The sequence below is a fragment of the Amycolatopsis melonis genome, assembly GCF_040064235.1.
Lineage (GTDB): Bacteria > Actinomycetota > Actinomycetes > Mycobacteriales > Pseudonocardiaceae > Amycolatopsis > Amycolatopsis melonis.
Genome location: NZ_JBDZYD010000018.1, coordinates 90,702 through 110,180, shown reverse-complemented (window position 1 = coordinate 110,180; position 19,479 = coordinate 90,702). Strand labels below are relative to the sequence as shown.

The 19,479-nt window shown below is 72.8% G+C and carries 18 protein-coding genes; 6 read left to right on the top strand and 12 right to left on the bottom strand.

The window, feature by feature from the left end:
• The first annotated feature begins 28 nt into the window (after positions 1-28).
• Entirely contained in the window at positions 29-556 is a 528-nt protein-coding gene (locus tag ABJI51_RS39275) for an EF-hand domain-containing protein (RefSeq protein ID WP_431605709.1), read from the top strand.
• A 102-nt stretch (positions 557-658) separates the two neighbouring features.
• A complete protein-coding gene (locus ABJI51_RS39270; RefSeq protein ID WP_348956236.1) occupies positions 659-2,260 on the top strand; it encodes a S1 family peptidase in 1,602 nt (533 codons plus the stop codon).
• Between the two features lie 190 nt (positions 2,261-2,450).
• Here ABJI51_RS39270 and ABJI51_RS39265 read toward each other — a convergent pair whose 3' ends face one another.
• The 7 genes from ABJI51_RS39265 to ABJI51_RS39235 all read right to left on the bottom strand — a co-directional run bounded on the left by ABJI51_RS39265 (position 2,451) and on the right by ABJI51_RS39235 (position 9,217).
• Positions 2,451-2,876 carry a hypothetical protein gene (locus ABJI51_RS39265; RefSeq protein ID WP_348956235.1) on the bottom strand — a complete coding sequence of 142 codons (426 nt, stop codon included), beginning with the start codon at positions 2,874-2,876 and terminating at the stop codon, positions 2,451-2,453.
• A gap of 387 nt (positions 2,877-3,263) precedes the next feature.
• The gene (locus ABJI51_RS39260) at positions 3,264-3,836 is read right to left on the bottom strand and encodes a TetR/AcrR family transcriptional regulator (protein WP_348956234.1); all 573 of its coding nucleotides are present in this window, start codon (positions 3,834-3,836) and stop codon (positions 3,264-3,266) included.
• Positions 3,833-5,728, bottom strand: a complete 1,896-nt coding sequence (locus tag ABJI51_RS39255) for a YhgE/Pip family protein (protein WP_348956233.1) — start codon at positions 5,726-5,728, stop codon at positions 3,833-3,835. Before ABJI51_RS39255 ends, ABJI51_RS39260 begins: the two co-directional genes overlap by 4 nt.
• Positions 5,725-6,417: an ATP-binding cassette domain-containing protein gene (locus tag ABJI51_RS39250; protein ID WP_348956232.1), complete on the bottom strand. Its 693-nt coding sequence runs from the start codon at positions 6,415-6,417 to the stop codon at positions 5,725-5,727. The genes ABJI51_RS39255 and ABJI51_RS39250 overlap by 4 nt, the downstream gene beginning before the upstream one ends.
• A gap of 107 nt (positions 6,418-6,524) precedes the next feature.
• A complete protein-coding gene (locus tag ABJI51_RS39245) occupies positions 6,525-7,445 on the bottom strand; it encodes a GNAT family N-acetyltransferase (RefSeq protein WP_348956231.1) in 921 nt (306 codons plus the stop codon).
• A 21-nt stretch (positions 7,446-7,466) separates the two neighbouring features.
• Positions 7,467-8,381, bottom strand: coding sequence for a GNAT family N-acetyltransferase (locus ABJI51_RS39240; RefSeq protein WP_348956230.1), 915 nt, complete (start codon positions 8,379-8,381; stop codon positions 7,467-7,469).
• The gene (locus ABJI51_RS39235; protein WP_348956229.1) at positions 8,378-9,217 is read right to left on the bottom strand and encodes a class I SAM-dependent methyltransferase; all 840 of its coding nucleotides are present in this window, start codon (positions 9,215-9,217) and stop codon (positions 8,378-8,380) included. Before ABJI51_RS39235 ends, ABJI51_RS39240 begins: the two co-directional genes overlap by 4 nt.
• 295 nt (positions 9,218-9,512) lie before the next feature.
• On the opposite strand from ABJI51_RS39235, the gene rpsA reads away from it, so the two are divergent.
• Positions 9,513-11,006, top strand: a complete 1,494-nt coding sequence (rpsA, locus tag ABJI51_RS39230) for a 30S ribosomal protein S1 (RefSeq protein ID WP_348956228.1) — start codon at positions 9,513-9,515, stop codon at positions 11,004-11,006.
• Positions 11,007-11,099: 93 nt separating this feature from the next.
• Here the strand turns inward: rpsA and ABJI51_RS39225 are convergent, their stop codons facing one another.
• Entirely contained in the window at positions 11,100-11,714 is a 615-nt protein-coding gene (locus ABJI51_RS39225; RefSeq protein ID WP_348956346.1) for a TetR/AcrR family transcriptional regulator, read from the bottom strand.
• Positions 11,715-11,830: 116 nt separating this feature from the next.
• On the opposite strand from ABJI51_RS39225, the gene ABJI51_RS39220 reads away from it, so the two are divergent.
• Positions 11,831-12,277 carry an OsmC family protein gene (locus ABJI51_RS39220; RefSeq protein WP_348956227.1) on the top strand — a complete coding sequence of 149 codons (447 nt, stop codon included), beginning with the start codon at positions 11,831-11,833 and terminating at the stop codon, positions 12,275-12,277.
• A gap of 186 nt (positions 12,278-12,463) precedes the next feature.
• Here the strand turns inward: ABJI51_RS39220 and ABJI51_RS39215 are convergent, their stop codons facing one another.
• Positions 12,464-12,712: a hypothetical protein gene (locus ABJI51_RS39215; protein WP_348956226.1), complete on the bottom strand. Its 249-nt coding sequence runs from the start codon at positions 12,710-12,712 to the stop codon at positions 12,464-12,466.
• 196 nt (positions 12,713-12,908) lie between these two features.
• On the opposite strand from ABJI51_RS39215, the gene coaE reads away from it, so the two are divergent.
• Complete coding sequence (coaE, locus tag ABJI51_RS39210; RefSeq protein ID WP_348956225.1) at positions 12,909-14,093, top strand: dephospho-CoA kinase; 1,185 nt, start codon at positions 12,909-12,911, stop codon at positions 14,091-14,093.
• On the opposite strand, the gene ABJI51_RS39205 is transcribed toward coaE, so the two are convergent.
• From ABJI51_RS39205 to ABJI51_RS39195, 3 genes are all read right to left on the bottom strand, one after another.
• A complete protein-coding gene (locus ABJI51_RS39205; RefSeq protein WP_348956224.1) occupies positions 14,090-15,592 on the bottom strand; it encodes an ArnT family glycosyltransferase in 1,503 nt (500 codons plus the stop codon). The two genes, coaE and ABJI51_RS39205, sit on opposite strands and share 4 nt — an antisense overlap.
• Positions 15,593-15,673: 81 nt before the next feature.
• Complete coding sequence (locus ABJI51_RS39200; RefSeq protein WP_348956223.1) at positions 15,674-17,179, bottom strand: ArnT family glycosyltransferase; 1,506 nt, start codon at positions 17,177-17,179, stop codon at positions 15,674-15,676.
• Positions 17,180-17,255: 76 nt separating this feature from the next.
• Positions 17,256-17,774 carry a ribonuclease FAU-1 family protein gene (locus ABJI51_RS39195; RefSeq protein WP_348956222.1) on the bottom strand — a complete coding sequence of 173 codons (519 nt, stop codon included), beginning with the start codon at positions 17,772-17,774 and terminating at the stop codon, positions 17,256-17,258.
• A 107-nt stretch (positions 17,775-17,881) separates the two neighbouring features.
• On the opposite strand from ABJI51_RS39195, the gene ABJI51_RS39190 reads away from it, so the two are divergent.
• Positions 17,882-19,477, top strand: a complete 1,596-nt coding sequence (locus tag ABJI51_RS39190) for a DUF5685 family protein (RefSeq protein ID WP_348956221.1) — start codon at positions 17,882-17,884, stop codon at positions 19,475-19,477.
• The last annotated feature ends 2 nt before the right edge of the window (positions 19,478-19,479 follow it).

Genomic DNA, 19,479 nt, shown 5'->3' with positions numbered 1-19,479 from the left:
ACCGGTGGCCGCGGCGATGCTGGGCGCCATGGCGAGTGACTTCCAGCGGCGCAAGATCTCCGGCGTGTTCGGCGCGATGGACGCCGACGGCGACGGCTTCCTGACCGAGTCCGACTTCCGCGCGCTGACGGCGAGGTGGCTCGACGTCCGCGGCACGGACGCGGGCACACCGGAAGGCGAGCGGCTCGCGGCCGTCATGATGGGCTGGTGGGACACCCTCGACGACGCGGCAGGCCACCGCGGCCGGGTCTCCCTCGACGAGGTGCTGCAGGTGGCCGACGCGCTCCCGGCGATGCCGGACGCCGTCACCCGCACGGCGGCCGCCATGTTCGAAGCGGTCGACGAAAACGGCGACGGCGTCATCTCCGCCGAGGAGTACCACCGTCTCGTCACGGCCTGGAGTGGCGCCGAAACCCCGACCGACGAGGTCTTCGCCCGGCTCGATCTCGACGGCGACGGACGGCTGTCCCGCGACGAGTTCGCCGGGCACTGGTTCGAGTTCTGGGCCGGCGACGATCCGGCGGCTCCCGGCAGCTGGGTGTTCGGTCGCGTCTGAGGCGGCGTTGCGACGAACGGACGGCTCCGTTCGGGTGAGCGATTACTGCTGGGTAAGGAGGTCGGTGCCGCCGCGCGGCGATCACGGCGTAGGGTCCGCCGAATGGGGTTCGAGCGTGAGCGACGACGCTGGCGGGTGCGGCTGCACGACGAACTCGGCCGGGTGTGCGGGGCGGGGACGGTGCTCGACGAGTACCACGTGCTCACGAGCGCGCACGTCGTCGAGACGGCCGGTGGGCCACGGTCCGCGCTGAGCGTCGACTTCGTCGGCCTGGCCGAAGCGCTGCCCGGCGCCGCGACCGTCGTCGAGGGCTGCTGGGTTCCGTCCGACGGTGGCGGGCACGGCGATCTCGCGCTGCTGCGCCTGGAACGTCCCGAATCCCGCGTGTTCCGCGCTCCGCTGCACCGGATGCCGCTGGGGGAGCACCAGCTGGTGCGCGCGTTCGGGTTCCCGCCCGGCTCGGTCGGCCGCTGGACGCACGCCCGCCTCGGCGGCCCGGACCAGAGCGGCGGCGAGTGGGTCCGGCTGTTCCGCACCACCGAAGCCGAGCCGCTGGGCCCGGGTTTCGGCGGCACGGCGGTGCTCGACGAGGCGACCGGGCACGTCGTCGGCATGGTCGTCGGCAAGGACACCGGCACCTGGATGGTGCCGGTGGAGACCATGCTCGGCCACCTGCCGCAGCTGAGCATCTGGACGTCCGGCAGCCCGGCCGTGGACGCCAGTTTCTCGCGCCCGGTCGGCGAAGCGGTCGACGTCTCCTTCGTGCAGCGCGTGGCCGACTGGTTCGCCAAGGCCGAGCCCGGCACGGTCTGGATCGTCGACACCGGCGAGGCGGGTTCGCCGATCGCGGCGGCCCTGCGGTTCGGGATCGTCCTCGCCGACCGTGAACGTTCCCTTGGCGTCCCCGGCCTGCCGCCGGCGCTCGGCCCGATGCCGCCGGCGGGCAGCGTCGACCTCGCCGTGGACGCGACCGGCCGCACGGCCGACGCGGTCCGCCACCGCATCGCCGACCGCCTCACGACCGGCGTCGCGGGCCGGACCCTGGTGGTCGACGCGATCGACGACTCGGCCGAACCCGACCGGCTCGTCGGCGAGGTGCTCGCCCCGCTGGCGGGCCGCGCGGCCGAGCTGGGCCTGCGCCTGCTGCTGGGCTTCCGCGAGGAGTCCTCGCCGGGGGTGGCGGCGGTGCGCGCGAGCACGGTCGGGGCCCGCCCGGCCCCGGACGACCTGGCGGGCCGCCTCGAAGTGCTGACGCAGGCGGTGGCGGAGCTGGCCGAGATCGAGGCGTACCAGCTGCGCGTGGCAACGCGTTTCACGGGCGTGGCGATGCTCCCGGCCCGCGCCCAGCGGCTGCGCAGCGCCCTGAAGCAGTTGCGTTCGGCGGAGATCGACGGCGACGCGGAGTGGGTGGAGCGCCACATCGACAGCCACGAGCACGCGGTGGCCCCGGCGGTCGAGGACGGCCGCCGCCAGCGAGCGGTCCTCGACGGCCTGGTGGCCCGCCGCGAGGAACTCCGGGCCCGGCTGGCGGCGGACAACCAGCTGGCCCGCGAGCACGGCCTGGAGGGCGACCCGGAACTGGAGCTGGCGTACGTCCCGGCGAAGCGACTGCTGATCGACGGCCCCTGCGAGCTGACGGCAGCAGCCACAGCAGTAGACACCTACGCGGCGGCGGTCCGGGCCCGCCTGGAAGACCGCGCCTGACCCGGTTCGCTTGCTCGCCCAGGCCCCCGGACCGCCTCGAGTTCCGTGAATGGGCCATTCACGGACTCTGCTGCCCGGAACCCTTCGGGCCGGAGAGCCGCTGACCTGCGGAGTCCTGTGAGCGGTCCCAGGCGTGGATGCTCCGCGTCACTTGCGGACACCCGCGAGCAGCAAACCGAGCACGCAGCCGTCAGGGGCGGGCGAAGTTGAACTGCTCGCCTGGCGTCGAGCCTCCGGTGCTCCAGTAGCGGACGATGGTGATTCGAATCCTGTCGACCTTGCCGGCCGCCGACCCGCCGCCCATGTCAAACTCGAAGCTGCGCTGGTCGGCCGGCTCCACGACGGTTCGGCCCTCACTGCCGATACGTGTACTGCCGTTGAACGCATCGAATACCGCCTGAACGGTGTAGGTCCGGCTGGGATTGGCGTAGACGGTGCCGTTGAGCGTGACGGCCCAGTTGTACCAAGTAATGTTTCCCGCGGTGAAGTCGTCGTTCGGATTGGTGAGGTCGCAGGGTTTGTACACGCAGGCGTAAAAGCTGGTCATTTCAGAGGCGTGCGCGGTGCCGGTCCCGGTGAGGACTCCGGCCGCCATCAGCACCGTCGACAAGAGCACGCGAACACTTTTCACAGGCTTACCTCCCCGAAACCTGAATACCTGGCTCACGATAGACGTTTTGTGCCACGGACGAGAGGAAGCCACTCGATCAGAGCAGGCAGCGCACCACTACGGCCGGTGCCTGCTGCGCCTACTACGTCTGGACACCGAGGGTTCGCGCGGACCGGACACACAGACTCTGCCGCCCGGAACTGTCGGTCCCCGCCGGTAGAGTGGAAAACGGGGGGCGCCCCCGCGGGCCCGGGACAGTCAGCGTGGGCGCGGCGGCTCGCTTCGACCCGGAACACGGCCGAATCAGACAGCACCGGCGCGGCGGTCCACCTCGATCCGGGACAAGGCCGACCCGGCCCGACGAACGACCGGAGTGGATCCGGCACCGCGACCCTACCGGCGCCCCAAGCCCCGGATCAGCACCATCACCGCGTCCCGGACCTCGGCCCGCGTGCGCTGTGGCCCGAACACCTGCCAGTCCAGCGCCACCACCAGCATGGTCCCGAACAGCCCGGCCGCCGCCGTCGGGATCTGGACTCCGTCCGGCAGGCGGCCTGCCTCTTCCAGCCGGGACAGCTGCTGCTTCACGATCGAGATGATCTCCTCGCGCAGCAACGACAGCGTCCCGTGCCACTGGCCCGGGGTGCGCCACAGCTCGCTCACCAGGATCTGCGAGAACCCCGGGTACTGCGCGATGAACTCCAGCGTCGTGTCGACCTGCGCCTCGATCACATCCAGCGGATCGGCGGACGACACCGCCGCGCGCAGCCGCTCCGCCAGCATGTCCACCCCGTACCGCAGCAGCGCGTCGACGAGGCCGTCCTTGGAGCCGAAGTTGTAGTACACCGTGCCCTTGGCGACGCCCGCCGCCGCGGCGATGTCGTCGACCGTCAGGCCCACCAGGCCCCGGCTCTTCGAGAGCTCCAGCGTGGCCTCGAAGAGCTTCTGCTTCGTCCCGCCGCTCACAGGCTCAGCTCGGGCTTGAGCGCGGACACCGTCCAAACGCGACGCTTGCGGGCGGCCAGGGTCGACACCAGGATCCCGCCTGCCAGGTAGGCCAGCAGCACCCCGATGTCACCGAGGATCTGGACCGTGGCCCCGCTGTAGAACAGGTGGCGGAACCCGTCGATCGCGTACCCCATCGGCAGCACCACGTGCAGCGGGTACAGCGCGTCCGGGATCGTCTGCCACGGGAACGTGCCGCCCGCGCTCACCAGCTGCAGCACCAGCAGCACCAGGCCGAGGAACTTGCCGACCGCGCCGAAGAACGCGTTGAGCGCGTGCACGACCGACGTGAACGTCAGCGACACCAGCACGGCGAACCCGATCGCCTCCAGCGGGTGCGCGATGTGGATGCCGACCAGCCACGTCACCGCGCCGAACAGGACGATCACCTGCGCGATGCCCAGCAGTGCCGAGGACAGCCACCCGCCGACCGCGACCCGGAACGGTGCCGCGCCCGCGGTCAGCGCGCGCGTCGAGAGCGGGCGCAGGATCAGGAACAGCACGAATGCGCCGATCCACGTGGCCAGCGAGATGAAGAACGGCGCGAGGCCGGCGCCGTACGTGCCCGCCGACGCCTCGCCGTTGGCGTTCACCGCCACCGGGTCCGCGATCGTGTTGGCCGTCGCCGAGCGGGTCGGGTCGTCGGGGTTCGGGATCTGCTTGAGCCCCGCCGCGAGCCCGTCACGCAGCTTCACCGAGCCGTCCGCGAGCTGGTTGGTGCCGTTCACAGCGGTCTTCTCGCCGTCGCTGAGCTGGGCCGCGCCGTCCCGCAGCTGGTTGGCGCCGTCGGACGCCTGCGCGATGCCGCTTGCCAGCTGCGGGGACGCCGCGGCGAGCTTGGCCGCGCCGTCGGACACCTGGCGGGCGCCGTCGGCCAGCTTCGCGAGGTCGCCGTTGGCCTGCTGGATCTTGCTGTTCGCCTGGTCGACGGGGGAGCGCAGCTGGTCGGCCTTCGCGAGGATCTCCTGCACCTGCGTCTCCGGCACGCCCGCGGCGCGCAGGTCGCTCTGCAGCTGGCTGCGGTAGGAGTCGAGCCTGCCCTGGATGTCGGACGACGCGGTCGCGGCAATGGACGCCGCGTCGGCGACCTTCTGGTCACCGGCGGCCACCTGCGAAGCGCCGCTGGCCAGCTTCTGCGTCTGGGACGGCAGGTCCGCGGTGGCGGTCTTGAGCGTGTTCAGGCCGGTCGCCAGCGTCGACGACCCATCGGCGAGCTTCGCCGCGCCGTCGGCCAGCTGCTGCTGCCCCGACTTCAGCTGCCCGGCGCCGTCGGCGAGCTGGGCGGCACCGGTCGACGCCTCCTGGATCTTGCCGTAGATCGTGGAAAAGCCGACCAGGAACCGGTCCGCGGCCTCGCTGCCGACCTTCTCCGCGATGGTCTTGCGCACCTGCTCGGCGACCTGCTTGGCGATGGTGCCGGACAGGTAGTTGTTGGCGTCGTTGGTGGTCAGCGTGATCGTCGCCTGCTGCGGCTGGAAGTTGCCGACCGACAGCAGGGCCTGCGAGAACCCGCTGGGGATGCCGATGGCGAAGGAGTACTTGTCGTTGCGGACGCCGTCGCGGGCCTCCTGCTCGGACACCTCGTGCCACTGGAAGGTGCCGGACTTGACCAGCTCGTCGGTCACCTCGCGGCCGACGTTGCGCTGCTGGCCACTGGCGTCCTTCGCGCCGGCGTCGCTGGTGAAGACCGCGGCGGGCAGCTTGTCGAGCCTGCCGTACGGGTCGTAGTTCGCGTACAGGTAGAAGGACGCGTAGAGCAGCGGCACCAGCACGAGCGCGACGAGCGCGAGCTTCGGCAGCGTGCCGGTGGACAGGCGGCGCAGCTCGTTGCGCGCGATCCGGAAGGCGTTCATTCGGAGACTCCGTCAGTGCTCTCGAGGAGCTCTTCGGTGGGTTCGGGGAGTTCGGGGGCGAAGTGCTGCGGCGCGGGCTGCTCGGCCGCGCCGATCCGCGCCGGGGCGAAGGGCAGCGCGGACGGCGGCGTCGTCGCGGTCAGCACGACCACGGCCAGGCCGCGCCCGGCCTGTTCGCGAGCCGGCGCGGCCCAGCTTTCGACGTCGCTGGTGTGCCGGTCGGGGGTGTCGAGCACGAGCACGCGGACGCCCTTGCGCTCGGCGGCCAGCTCGGTCAGCAGCCGCGTGCGCAGCGGCGGCGTGAGGTTCTCGAAGCGCGTGCCGGCGAACGGCGCGGCGTCGTGCTCGGCGAGCCAGCGGGCGACGTCCTCCTTGCCCGCCGGCCGGTGCGCCAGTGCCAGCTCCTCGCCGACGACCACGCGCAGCGGCAGCGCGTCGTCGGGCTCGCTGACGCCCGGGGCATCGACGACCGCGACCAGCTCGGTCAGCGCGGCGTCGGTCCCTTCGGCGTGCACCGTGCCGGTGGTCGGCTTGAGCCGCCCGGCCAGCGCGAGCCCCAGCGCCGTGACGCCGACGCCGGGTTCACCGTGCACGAGCACCAGGTCGCCGTCGCCGAAGGTCAGCGAGGTGGGCGGTAACAAGGTGCCGTGGTGCCCTTCGAGGGACACCCGATCGGCTCGGACCTGCACGATTTCTCCTGCTTCGGGGTATTTTGAACTGACCGGTCAGTTCAAAAGCTAGTCCCCGCGGCGGGCGGCAGCAAGATCACCGGACGCACGTCACACTGGCGAGTGATTCATCGGAGGGCCGACGCCGGGCGCACCTCCCAGCTGGTCCACAGTGGACGGTAACCCTGCCGGTGCCAGAACACCGAGGACAGCGGGTTGGTGGGGTTGTAGTAGAGGAACGTGCGGGTGGCGCCCCCGCGGTGCAGCTCCCGGTGCACGTGGCTCATCAGGGCCCGCCCGAAGCCGCCGCCGCGCTCGCCCGGCACGGTCACGACGTTGTTCACATACCCCCAGCGCCCGGGCAGCAGCAGTTCCGCCGCCTCGGTCCCGGCGGCCACGTCCTCCCACGCGCAGTGCGCCAGCGCGCGGGCTTCGCCGTCCTCCTCGGCCAGCCAGACGGCGGGCTCCTCCGCGGCGAGAGCCTGCCGCAGGCCGGGCCCCAGCAGCTCGGCGGTGTTCTCCCGGCGCGGCGAGGCCACCAGCCCGGTGTAGCCGAACGTCGCCTCGGCCAGCCGCAGCGCGGTCTCGTAGTCCGAAGGCCCGGCGCGGCGGACGGTGATCCCCGGCTCCGCCTCCGGCGGGGGAGCGGTCCGCACGCCCAGCGCGGTGAGCGGGACGAGGCCGTGGTCGAGGAAGGCGCGGATGGCTTCGGCGTCCCGGCTCGGCCAGAAGACGACGCACGCCGAGTCGGCGCCGGTCTCCTCGGTCTCGAGCCGGGCCTTCAGCGCCCGCAGCAGCAGGTCCACGCCCGCGGTGCCGGTGTCGCCGAAGTACGGGAAGAGCTGCCAGGTGTCGGCGGCCGACCACAGCATCGGGACGTCGCCGGGCGCGAACCGCTGCCGCTGCAGCACGCCGGTGACCTGCGTGCCGTCCGCGGTCGCGACGTCGAAGCGCTCGCCGTCGGCGGGCGGCGCCGCCGGCGGCAGCAGCGGGTCGATCGCGGCGAAGCGGGCCCGGTGCGCCGCGAGCAGGGGCTCGGCGATGTCCATGGTTCCCCCTGGAGGCAGTGGTCAGGACCAGGCCGGGCGCCGGATCCACATGGTCCACAGTGGACGATAACCCTGCCGGTGCCAGAACACCGGCGAAAGCGGGTTCGCCGGGTGGTAGAACAGGAACGTACCGCGCACGCCGTGCCCGAGCAGCTCGCGGTGCGCCACCGCCATCAGCGCCCGGCCCACGCCGCCGCCGCGCGCCGCGGGCGCGACCGACAGCGTGTCGACGTACCCCCAGCGTCCCGGCAGCAGCCGCCCGTGGACGCTGTCGCCGGGCGCGGGCGAGACCAGCGCGCACGCGGCCATGCCGGCAGGAACGCCGTCGTCCTCGGCGAGCCAGACCAGCCCGCTGAACCGCAGGGCGCGGGCGACCTCCGCGCGCAGCAGCTCCCTGGCACCCGGCCGCGGCACCGCGGTGCCCACCAGGCAGGTGTAGCGCCACTCCGCCAGCCGCAGCTCGGTCAGCGCTTCGGCGTCGCCCTCGACGGCCCGGCGGACGGTCACCCGCGACGGCCCCGGCCCGGCGGGCGGGTCCGGGAGCCGCACCGCCAGGCACGTCATCGGCGCGAACCCGTGCGCGAGCAGCACCGCCGACGCCTCGGCGTCGCGGCTCGGCCAGGTCAGCGTGCACCCGGAGTCCGCAGTGGACGGCGTCCCGCGCAGCCGGTCGCGCCACGCGTCGAGCAGCGCGGCCAGCCCCGCCGCGCCGCTGTCGCCCGGCACCGCGGTCAGGTCCCGGATCTCCGACGGCCCCCACAGCGCGGGCCACGACCCCGGCGCGTGCACGGCGTGGGTCAGCAGGCCGCCGGCGGGCCGCCCGCCCGCGGTCACCAGCAGCGGCTCGCTCGACGGCGACGGCGGGGCCGCGATCGGCGGGAGCAGCGGGTCCAGCGCGGCGAACCGCGCGTTCTGCTGCTCTTCCAGCGGGTTCACGAGCGGTGCGTGCGGAAGATCGCGGTGCCGGGGAAGAGCTTGCCGCGCAACGGGCTCCACTGGCCCCAGACCCGCGTGTGCCCCTCCGGCCACTCCGGCTCGATCAGGTCGGTGAGCGTGAACCCGGCCGCGGCGAGCGCGCGCACGTAGTCGCCGAGGGTGTGGTGGTACTCGACGTAGGTGGCGACGCCCTCGTCGTCGACCTCGACGTAGGGCGTGCGGTCGAAGTACGGCTGGGTCACGGTCAGCCCCTGCGGGCCCGGGTCGTCGGGGAAGATCCACCGCATCGGGTGAGTCACCGAGAACACCCACGGCGCGCCCGGCCGCAGCACCCGGTGCACCTCGGCGAAGACCGCGTCCACCGAGGCCACGAACGGGATCGCGCCGAACGCCGAGCAGGCCGCGTCGAAGCTGCCCGAGGCCAGCGGCAGGTACTCGGCGTTGGCCTGCACCAGCGGCACGGCGACACCGGTGCGCTCGTTGCCCGCCCGCGCGTGGCGCAGCATCCCGGCGGAGAGGTCGGTCGCCACGGCGTCGGCGCCCTCGGCCGCCAGCCAGCGCGAGCACGCGGCCTGCCCGCAGCCGACCTCCAGCACGCGCTTGCCGCGGACGTCGCCCAGCAGCCGCGCGTCGGCCTCGCGCACGCCCTCGGGGCACCAGACGAAGTCGGCGTCGCCGAGGAAGCCGCCGTGCTCGGCCTGGTAGTCGTCGGCGTCGGCGTCCCACCACGCCAGGTTCGCCGCCGCGGCCTCGGCCCCGCCGACCTCGCGATAGGCGACCGCGGCGGTGCCCAGCCGGTGCTCGGCGGCGTCGTGGCGCCCCTGTTCCGGTGGCATGATGGTGTCTCCGGTCCCTGCGTCCTGGTGCCTGCGGTTTGCTTCCGCGAGGACCTTAGCGATCGAGGGGGACCCTGATTGTGCCGCCTGGCGACTGCCGCGTAGGATACGTGTTAGCGCAGTGGGTTCGCGCTGCCTTCCGCTCAGCTTCTGGTTGGGACTCGGGTCGCGCACCGTATGCGGGTCATGCCGCGGTCGTTCACAGGATGGACGTTTGCTCGCAGGGTCGTCGCATGCACCCATCGCGCCGACAACTGCCAACCCTCGATTCCCATCCACCGGAGCAACCCGCCTAATGACCACCGACACCGCCACCGCCCCGACCGCCCCCACCGGGCCTCAGCAGGTCGCCATCAACGACATCGGGTCGGAGGAAGACTTCCTCGCGGCGATCGACAAGACGATCAAGTACTTCAACGATGGCGACATCGTCGAAGGCACGATCGTCAAGGTCGACCGCGACGAGGTCCTGCTCGACATCGGCTACAAGACCGAGGGTGTCATCCCCTCGCGTGAGCTCTCCATCAAGCACGATGTCGACCCGGCTGAGGTTGTCACCGTCGGCGATGAGGTCGAAGCCCTGGTTCTCCAGAAGGAGGACAAGGAAGGCCGTCTGATCCTGTCCAAGAAGCGTGCGCAGTACGAGCGCGCCTGGGGCACGATCGAGGAGCTCAAGGAGAAGGACGAGCCCGTCAAGGGCACCGTCATCGAGGTCGTCAAGGGCGGCCTCATCCTGGACATCGGCCTGCGCGGCTTCCTCCCCGCGTCCCTGGTCGAGATGCGCCGCGTGCGCGACCTGCAGCCGTACGTGGGCCGCGAGCTCGAGGCGAAGATCATCGAGCTGGACAAGAACCGCAACAACGTGGTCCTGTCCCGCCGTGCCTACCTGGAGCAGACCCAGTCCGAGGTGCGCAGCGAGTTCCTCAACGCGCTCGCCAAGGGCCAGGTCCGCAAGGGTGTCGTGTCGTCCATCGTCAACTTCGGTGCCTTCGTGGACCTGGGTGGCGTCGACGGCCTGGTGCACGTCTCCGAGCTGTCCTGGAAGCACATCGACCACCCGTCCGAGGTCGTCGAGGTCGGCCAGGAGGTCACGGTCGAGGTCCTGGACGTCGACATGGACCGCGAGCGCGTCTCGCTGTCGCTGAAGGCGACCCAGGAAGACCCGTGGCGCCAGTTCGCCCGCACCCACGCGATCGGCCAGATCGTGCCGGGCAAGGTCACCAAGCTGGTTCCGTTCGGTGCGTTCGTCCGCGTCGAAGAGGGCATCGAGGGCCTGGTCCACATCTCGGAGCTGGCCGAGCGCCACGTCGAGATCCCCGAGCAGGTCGTCCAGGTCAACGGCGACGTCATGGTCAAGGTCATCGACATCGACCTCGAGCGCCGTCGCATCTCGCTGTCGCTGAAGCAGGCGAACGAGGGTGTCACGCCGGACACCGAGTTCGACCCGACCCAGTACGGCATGGCCGCCGAGTACGACGCCGAGGGCAACTACATCTACCCCGAAGGCTTCGACCCGGACACCCAGGAGTGGCAGGAAGGCTTCGAGAAGCAGCGTGAGGAGTGGGAGAAGCAGTACGCGGAGGCCCACCAGCGCTACGAGGCCCACATGAAGCAGGTCGCGAAGGCCGTCGAGGCCGACGCGGAAGCGGCTGCCGACGCGGCGACCGGCATCGAGGGTGGCGCGGAAAGCTACACCTCGGCCCCGGCCGACACGAAGAGCAGCGGTGGCACCCTCGCCTCCGACGAGCAGCTCGCGGCGCTCCGCGAGAAGCTCTCCGGCGGTGCGTGAGCGCTAGCTCGCTGAGCTGAACGAACGAGCCCCCGGTCCGTTGTGGACCGGGGGCTCGTTTTCGTCGGTGCGGCGCCGTGGTTGCCGCGGGGGTCAGCGGTTGCGCAGGCCCAGGCCCGCCATCATCGCGCTGACGCCGCGGCGGTACATCTCCTCGTTCGCCTCTTCGGTGGGCGGGATGAACCAGTCCGGCAGCGGCGTCCGCGACGCGAGCATCAGCTCCGCGCCGACCAGGCCGTGCATGGTCGTCCACAGCTGGTACGCGGCGGCACGCGCGTCGGCGTCCGGCGGGCACACCCGCTCGACCCGGGCGATGAACAGCGTGAACGTCGTCCGCAGCACCGCCGACCGCAGCGCCGGATCCGGGTCGAAGCCGGGCACCGGCCGCTCGAACATCAGCGAGTAGCGGACCGGGCTCTCCCGGGCGAACGACCGGTATTCCAGCGCCAGGTGCAGCAGGTCCGCAATGCCGTCCTCAGTCGCCGGCGGGAGGCTCTCCAGCAGCTCCCGCAGCGAGTCGAAGGTGCGCTCGTACAGCGCGTCGAGCAGCCCGGCGCGGCCGCCGAAGCGGGCGTACACCGACAGCGTCGACGCGCCCGCCGCCTCCGCGACGCCGCGCACCGTAAGGCCCGGGACGCCCCGGTCGAGCAACACGGACAGTGCCGCGTCGAGGTAGCGCTCTCGGCTGTCCTGCTCGGCCGGGCGCATCGACAAGTGCCTGGTGGCCACGGTGCACCCCCTTACCCGCAGCCGAAGATACGATATCCGCACCGTCTTTGGGAATGCGCATTCCCCTCAGCACAACCGAGCGAGGACCGGCAAGCATGGACCACCCCGAGCCCGGCACGGTCATCGTCACGGCGAGTGGCGACGGCACCTACACCCAGCAGATCACCACGACGACCCACACAATGCTTGTCGACGAACCGGTGACGGCCGGCGGGGCGGACGCGGGCCCGAACCCGTACGAGCTGCTGCTCGCCTCGCTCGGTTCGTGCACGGCGATCACGCTGCGGATGTACGCGGACCGCAAGGGCATCCCGCTGACCCGCGCGACCGTCCGGCTGCGCCACGACCGCATCCACGCGCAGGACTGCGAGAGGTGTGAAACGGAGCGTGGCATGCTCAGCCGCATCACCCGCGAGATCCACCTCGACGGCAACCTCGACGACGACCAGCGCGCCAAGCTGATGGCCATCGCCGACAAGTGCCCGGTGCACCGGACGTTGTCGTCGGAGATTGTGATCGAGACGCGCGAAGCGGGGCGTTGAGGGCCGCCGCTCAGGCCGAGCGGTGCCCGGTGAACCGGACGTTGAGCGCCCGCCGGTCAGGCTGGCAGTGCGCGGTGCGCCGGACGTTGTCGTCGGAGGTCCTGATCGAGACGCGCGAGACGGGTCATTGAGCGCCGCAGGTCAAGCCGAGCGGTGCCCGGTGCGCCGGACGCCGAGCGCCGCCGGTCAGGCGGCGCGCACCGTCGCCGTGGCCGGGCCGGGGGTGCCGACGGCCGGGACCCAGATGCGTTCGAGCGCGGCGGCGCGGGCCTTGCGGCGCAGGCCCGCGAAGCTGTGCTTGGCCGGGACGAGCAGGGCGCTCAGCCAGGTTCGCCGGTAGTCCGCCAGCGCGTCGGCCACCGGGCGGTGGAGAACGCAGTGCACCAGCCCCGGCGTGCCGAGCCGGTGCCTCCCGACGTGCTTGCTGACCGCCATCTTTCCTCCGCGTGGGCGACCCTTGACGCGCGCACCGTACGCACTCGGGCGCGGGGATGTGGGTAAGCAACGCGGCGTGTCCGGATATCGGTTGAGTCACGCGTCACGAACGGGTTGTGAGTCGCCCGTTCGTGTGCACTTGCTGGACCGCCGCCCGCGGCGGGCCGCCGGCGTCCGCGTGACTAGGGTGATCGGCATGTTGCGCGTGGGGTTGACGGGTGGGATCGGCGCCGGGAAGTCGACCGTGGCGAACCGGCTCGCCGAACACGGGGCGGTGCTGGTGGACTCCGACCGGATCGCGCGGGAGGTCGTCGAACCCGGCACCGAGGGGCTGGCCCGGCTGGTCGAGGAGTTCGGGCCAGGCATCCTGGCCGCGGACGGCTCGCTCGACCGGCCCGCGCTCGCGGCGAAGGCGTTCGCCGACGACGAGTCGCGGCGCCGGCTGAACGCGATCGTGCACCCGCTGGTCGGCGCCCGTACCGGGGAGCTGATGGCCGCCGCGCGGCCGGACGCGGTCATCGTCCACGACATCCCGCTGCTGGTCGAGAACGGCCTGGCCACTGCGTATCACCTGGTCGTGGTGGTCGACGCGCCGGTCGAGGTGCGCGTGCGGCGGCTGGTGTCGGCGCGCGGCATGGCCGAGGACGACGCGCGGGCGCGGATCCGGGCGCAGGCGAGCACCGAGCAGCGCCGGGCCGTCGCGGACGTCTGGCTCGACAACGGTGGCGCCGAGGACGTCGTGCTCGCCGAGGTCGACGCGCTGTGGGCGGACCGGCTGGTGCCGTTCGAGGCGAACGTCCGGCTGCGCCGTCCGCGGCCGCCGAGGTCGCCGGAGATCGCCGAGTACGACCTCACGTGGCCGGCCCAGGCCGAGCGCGTGCTTGCCCGCGTCCGGGCGGCGGCGGGGGAGCTGGGCGTGCGCGCCGACCACATCGGGTCGACGGCCGTGCCCGGCCTGCCGGCCAAGGACATCCTCGACCTCCAGCTGACGGTGTCCACTTTGGACGACGCGGACACGCTGAAGGAGCTGCTGGGCGACGCCGGTTTCCCGCGGCTGGACGGCGACTGGCTGGACGACGCCCAGGACGGCGGCGGCACGTGGCCCAAGCGCCTGCACGTCGGCGCCGACCCGCGGCGCGCGGTCAACCTGCACGTCCGGTCCCTGGAGACGCCCGCGTGGCGGCTCGCGCTGCTGTTCCGCGACTTCCTGCGCGCGAACGCCGCCGAGCGTGACGACTACCGCGACGTGAAGCTGCGCCTGGCGGCCGCGCACGCCGCCGACGGCACGGTCGAGGCCTACGCCTACGAGAAGCAGGAGTGGGTGAACGGCGTGTTCGCCCGCGCGGAGAAGTGGGCCGCGGCCACCGGCTGGACGCCCTAGGCCCGCATGTCCTTCAGCCGCGGCCAGATCTCGGCCCAGCTCGCCGTCCGGCCGGTCAGCTGCCAGACCGGCATGTGCTCGCTCGCGTTGCGCACGCCGAGCCGGTTGCCGACCTGCCCCACGATCCTCGTGTCGCCGAAGTACTTCGCCAGCTTCGACGGGTCGTAGCCGACGAAGAGCACGCTGCCTGCGGTGTCGTCCGGACGGCCGAAGTACCAGAACCCGCGGCTCGGGCTGTACGCCTCGGGCAGGCCGCGCTCGGGTCCGTACCGGCCGAGCGCGCCCGCCTGCCAGTAGCCGCCGGTGACGATCGCCGTGCCCGGCGGTGCGGTCCGGTACAGCGCGGCGACGTCGTCGGCGAGATCCGGCCAGCCGATCTCCTCGGCGGCGTACGCGGGCCGCGGCGCGCCTGGGTGGTCGACGAGCCAGTGCGCGGGCCAGACCGGCAGCGTGAACGGCAGGCTGAACAGCGCCGACAGCACGAACACCGGCCAGGTCGGCACCCAGCGCCACCAGCGGGCAGGTTCGCGCGCTTCCAGGTGCACGGCGGCGGCCGCCCACAGGACGCCGAACATCCCGGCCGCGTAGTAGTACCGCCCGTTCGCGATCAGGAAGACCGCGACGACTCCCAGTGCCGTCCACCCGAGGAACCGGTACGGCCGCAGCTGCCTGCTTCCGAGCAGCACGGCCAGGCCGTAGAGCACACCGAGCGCGCCGATCACCCAGCCGGCCCCGGCCAGCAGGTTCGGGACGAAGCTCGCCCGGCCGCCCGCGGCGTCGACCTCGGCCCCGACGGCGTCCCCCATGGCCAGCTGCGGCCAGCCGTTCGCGCGCTGCCACAGGAGCGTGGGCACCAGCGAGACCGCCGCGATCAGCGCGCCCAGCCACAGCCGGGGACGGCGCAGCAGCTCGCGCGGGCCGAACGCGAGCACCGCGAGCCCGGCCACCACCCAGAACGCGCCGATGAGCAGCTTGCCGTTGAGCGCCACCGCCGTCACGACGCCGAGCCAGACCAGCAGGGCGTCGTCGCGGGTGCGGACCCAGCGGACCAGCAGCCACAGCACGAGCGTCCACAGCAGCGGGTCGACGGTCGAGGTCGCCAGGTAGTGCCCGCTGCCCACGAACTGCCCGCAGATCGCGTACGCGGCCGCGGCGCGGGCCTGTGCCTTCCGCTGCCCACCCAGCTCACGGGCGATCAGCGCGGTGACGACGACCCCGGCGGCCGTCGCGGCGATCGCGGGCAGCCGGAACACCACCAGCGAACCCGGGGCGAGCGTGTTCATCGCCCAGGCCAGGGCGGGCACCAGCGGCGGCTGGTCGGCGTAGCCCCAGGCCAGGTGCTTGGCGGCGGCGAGGAAGTACAGCTCGTCGCCGAAGTAGCCGTACCGGCCGGCGGTGAGCAGCAGGGCCACGGCCGTGCCCGTCGCGAGCAGGGCCACCGGCAGCCGGGCGAACGGGGCCAGCCGGGCCTTCACCGGTGCCGTGGCTACGGCGTCCATCGTGCTCCTGTTCCTCTTCGGCGCCGGGTCCTCCCGCACCCTACGTGCCCCGGCGCGACGCCACCGCGTGGACGACGCGGCTCACATATGGGTGTTGACCAGCCCCGGCCACAGCGCGGACCACGGGGTGGTGCGCCCGGTCGCCAGCCACAGCGGCACGCCGTCGAAGTAGCTCGGTTTCGCCTCGCCCGTGTCCACCCGCCCGACCTGCTGCAGGCCGGTGAAGTGCCGGGACAGCGGCCGTGGATCGGCCCCGACGAACAGCACGTCCGTCGCCGTTTCCGGGGGCACGACCAGGGTCGCGTAGCCGCGGTTGCCGCTGGCCGGCTCCGGCAGGCCGAGGTCGCGGCCGTACCGGTCGAGCGCACAGGCCTGCCAGTACGTCTCGGTGACGACCGCGGTGCGCTCCGGACCGGGCAGCCGCGCGAACGCGTCCGCGACCGACCGGGCGGCCTCCGGCGAGCCGATCTCGGCGAACGCGAAGACCGGCGTGGGCAGCGACGGGTGCTCGGTCAGCCACGACCGTGGCCAGACCGGCAGCCCGAGGGGCAGGGCGAGCAGCAGCGTCAGCGCGTAGTACGGCCACAGCGTCACCCAGCGCCACCAGCGGGCCGCCTCGCCGCGTTCGAGCGCGACTGCGGCCATCGCCCAGCACACCGGGAACATCCCGGCGACGTAGTAGAACCGGCCGCTCGCCGCCACGAACGCCGCGGTCAGCAGCAGCGTCGTCCAGCCGAGGAAGCGCAGCTCGCGGCTGCGCAGCAACCGCCACAGGCCGTACCCCAGCAGGACGGCGCCGACCGGCAGCCCGGCGGCGACCAGCGCCGTCGGCACGAACGTCAGCCGCGCGCTCCAGCTGTCGCCGACCTCGGCCGAGATGGCCGCCCCCATGCCCAGCTGGGGCCAGCCGTGCGTGGCCTGCCAGACGAGCGTCGGCACCAGCGCGAGCCCGGCGATCGCGGCGCCGAGCCACAGTGCCGGACGGCGCAGCAGGTCCCGTGGCCCGCAGGCGAGGACCGCGACCCCGGCGGCGAGCCAGAAGGCACCGACGAGGAACTTCGTGTAGAGCGCCACCGCCGTCACCACGCCTGCCCAGACGAGCAGGCCGTCGGCCCGGGTGCGCACCCAGCGGACCAGCAGCCACAGCAGGAGCGTCCAGAGGAACGGGTCCACTGTGGACGTCGCGAGGTAGTGCCCGCTCGCCACGAACTGCGTCGACACGGCGAACGCCGCGGCGGCCAGTGTCTGTGCCTTGGCCCGGCCACCCAGTTCCCGCGCGATCAGTGCGGTCAGGACGACCCCGCCGAGCATCGCGAGCAGTGCCGGGATCCGCAGCACGAACGGCGAGTGCCCGAGCGCGTCCATGGCCCTGGCCAGCAGGGGCAGCAGCGGTGGCTGGTCGACGTAGCCCCAGGCGAGGTGCCGCCCGGCGGCCAGGAAGTACAGCTCGTCGCCGAAGTAGCCGTACCGGTTCGCCGTGAGCAGCAGCGGAACCGCCATCAGCACGGCCACGGCGGCCACCGGGGCCGCCGCGAGCTTTCCGATGGCCGGCCTGCCACCGGTCTCGATGAGCGCTGTCGGGGTCATGCATCGAGGATCGCGGGGCGGGGCCCTCGGGCGCGTCATCAGAACGGTCCGGATCAGGTCCTCCCTTCGGAGGACGCTACGGGTGGCGGCGCCAGGTTAGCGTGATGTCCTCGGTAGACAGCCAGGCGGCGAGGTCGTAGCCGTGCGCGGCCAGGCCCTCCACCGCGGCGTAGGTCGTCCGGAGCGCGTACTCGGCGTCCCCGGCGGTGACCAGGCCCGCGGCGTGGGCTTCGAGCAGCTCGTCGGTGTCGATCACCTGCAGCGACACCTTGTCCTTGAGCACGAGGTCGACGTAGAGGTCGGTGGCGGTCCAGCGCGGGCCGTCGCGGCGGACCCGGACGACGTCGAGGTAGAAGTCCTGGTCGCGCTCGTGGCCGGGGGAGAACCAGAAGTCGGTGAAGCGGAGGCCGAGCCCGGGCACCAGCCACGATTCGAGGTAGTGGAACTGGGGGCGGCCGGGTGCCGGGCGGGCGAGGTAGAGGCCGAACGGTTCCTCCCGGTACTCCTCGACCTCCCGGACGATGCCCTTGGGGTCGATGTTCGCGCGCGCGGACGTGTCGAAGACCTCGACCTTCGGCGGGTGCAGTGCGGCCATGCGGTCATCCTGCCGGGCCGGTCACGAATCGCGTACTCCCGTCTCGCCTGCCACACGTTCGGGCTAAAGTGCGCCGACGACCGGGGGAGCCGAGGGGGAATCCGGGGATGTTCGGGATCATCAGGCCGTGCCGCCACCGGCTGTCCGCCGGCCTGCACGCCGACTGGATGGCGCACCTGTGCGGGCTGTGCCTCACCCTGCGTGACGAGCACGGCCAGCTGGCCCGCGTCGTCACCAACTACGACGGGCTGATCATCTCCGTCCTGGTCGAGGCCCAGACGCCCCGCGCGGACGGACGGCGCGACGCGGGCCCGTGCCCGCTGCGGGGCATGCGGACGGCGTCGGTGGCCCGCGGCGAGGGAGCCCAGCTGGCCGCGGCGGTGTCCCTGGTGCTGGCGGCGGCGAAGGTCGGCGACCACGTCGAGGACGCCGACGGCGCGTTCGGCAGGCGCCCGGTGGCGGCGGCCGCCCGCCGGATCGCGGCCCGCTGGGCAGGCCAGGGCGCCCGCACGGGCGGCCGGATCGGCTTCGACACGACGGTCCTCACCGAAGCCGTCGACCGGCAGGCTTCCCTAGAGCGCTCCCTGCGCCCGGGCGACTCGGCGCTGCTGGCGACCGAGCCGGCCGAGCTGGCGACGGCGGCAGCGTTCGCGCGCACGGCGGAGCTGGCAGGCCGTCCGGGCAACGCGGCACCGCTGGCCGAGGCAGGCCGTTTGTTCGGCCGGGTGGCACACCTGCTGGACGCGGTCGAGGACCACGCAACGGACGCGGCGGCGGGGGCATGGAACCCGCTGTCGGCAACCGGGACGAGCGTGGCGGAGGCCCGCCGGCTGTGCGACGACGCGGTGCTGGGGGTGGAGCTGGCCCTGCGGGAGGTGGAGTTCGCCGATCCACGGCTGGTCCACGCCCTGCTGGTCCACGAGCTGCGCCAAGCGGTGCGGCGGGCCTTCGGACATGGGATGGCCGGTCGTGGGGGCCTCTCTGGGGACGACGGCCTCGACGGCCGGAGCCCGGACGGCTGTTCCAGGCACCAGGGCCGGGCGCATGGCGAGTTCACCGGACACGGTCCCCAGGCACTGGGCGGCCTCGACGGTCAGCAACCGCCGCCGGGATGGATCGGCCCGGGGCCGACCCCGCAACAGCATCCGCACTGGATGCCGCCGGGGCCGGGCGGGCCGGTGCCCCAGCGCGATCCGTACCAGGTGCCGGGTTCTCGGCCCGGCTTTCCGCCGCCCGGGCCGGTGCCGCCTCCGGGCGCTCCCGGGCCAGGCGGGGGTGGCCCCGGTGGTCCGGGTGGGCCCGGTGGTCCTGGCGGGCGTGGCCCTGGCGGACCGGGTGGTCCAGGTGGGCCCGATGGTCCGGCTGGCCCTGGCGGTCCAGGTGGTCCTGGCGGCCCTGGCGGGCCGGGTGGCCCCGGCGGCCCAGGAGGCCCCGGCGGCCCGGACGATCCCTTCGGCTCCGAGCCGCTCCACGGCAAGGGTGGCGGCCTCTGGTACCCGAAGTTCGCCGTCCCGCCGAAGAAGCGGAACTTCTTCGTGGGCTGCGCGCTCGTGCCCTACATGTGCTGCACCTGCCAGTTCTGCTGCCGGGATCCCTATCCCGGACCGTGGAGCGGCGAGCCCCAGCCCACCAGCTGGTGCGACTGCGGTGGCTGCGACAGTGGCTGCTGCGACTGCTGCTCCTGCTGTGACTGCAGCTGCTGACC

What these genes read in the sequence shown, in the direction of transcription:
- ABJI51_RS39205 (WP_348956224.1), bottom strand. Translation starts at nt 15,592, where the DNA reads ATGGACGCCGTAGCCACGGCACCGGTGAAGGCCCGGCTGGCCCCGTTC.
- ABJI51_RS39195 (WP_348956222.1), bottom strand. Translation starts at nt 17,774, where the DNA reads ATGGCCGCACTGCACCCGCCGAAGGTCGAGGTCTTCGACACGTCCGCG.
- coaE (WP_348956225.1), top strand. Translation starts at nt 12,909, where the DNA reads ATGTTGCGCGTGGGGTTGACGGGTGGGATCGGCGCCGGGAAGTCGACC.
- ABJI51_RS39190 (WP_348956221.1), top strand. Translation starts at nt 17,882, where the DNA reads ATGTTCGGGATCATCAGGCCGTGCCGCCACCGGCTGTCCGCCGGCCTG.
- ABJI51_RS39275 (WP_431605709.1), top strand. Translation starts at nt 29, where the DNA reads ATGGCGAGTGACTTCCAGCGGCGCAAGATCTCCGGCGTGTTCGGCGCG.
- ABJI51_RS39255 (WP_348956233.1), bottom strand. Translation starts at nt 5,728, where the DNA reads ATGAACGCCTTCCGGATCGCGCGCAACGAGCTGCGCCGCCTGTCCACC.
- ABJI51_RS39245 (WP_348956231.1), bottom strand. Translation starts at nt 7,445, where the DNA reads ATGGACATCGCCGAGCCCCTGCTCGCGGCGCACCGGGCCCGCTTCGCC.
- rpsA (WP_348956228.1), top strand. Translation starts at nt 9,513, where the DNA reads ATGACCACCGACACCGCCACCGCCCCGACCGCCCCCACCGGGCCTCAG.
- ABJI51_RS39225 (WP_348956346.1), bottom strand. Translation starts at nt 11,714, where the DNA reads ATGCGCCCGGCCGAGCAGGACAGCCGAGAGCGCTACCTCGACGCGGCA.
- ABJI51_RS39220 (WP_348956227.1), top strand. Translation starts at nt 11,831, where the DNA reads ATGGACCACCCCGAGCCCGGCACGGTCATCGTCACGGCGAGTGGCGAC.
- ABJI51_RS39270 (WP_348956236.1), top strand. Translation starts at nt 659, where the DNA reads ATGGGGTTCGAGCGTGAGCGACGACGCTGGCGGGTGCGGCTGCACGAC.
- ABJI51_RS39235 (WP_348956229.1), bottom strand. Translation starts at nt 9,217, where the DNA reads ATGCCACCGGAACAGGGGCGCCACGACGCCGCCGAGCACCGGCTGGGC.
- ABJI51_RS39215 (WP_348956226.1), bottom strand. Translation starts at nt 12,712, where the DNA reads ATGGCGGTCAGCAAGCACGTCGGGAGGCACCGGCTCGGCACGCCGGGG.
- ABJI51_RS39200 (WP_348956223.1), bottom strand. Translation starts at nt 17,179, where the DNA reads ATGACCCCGACAGCGCTCATCGAGACCGGTGGCAGGCCGGCCATCGGA.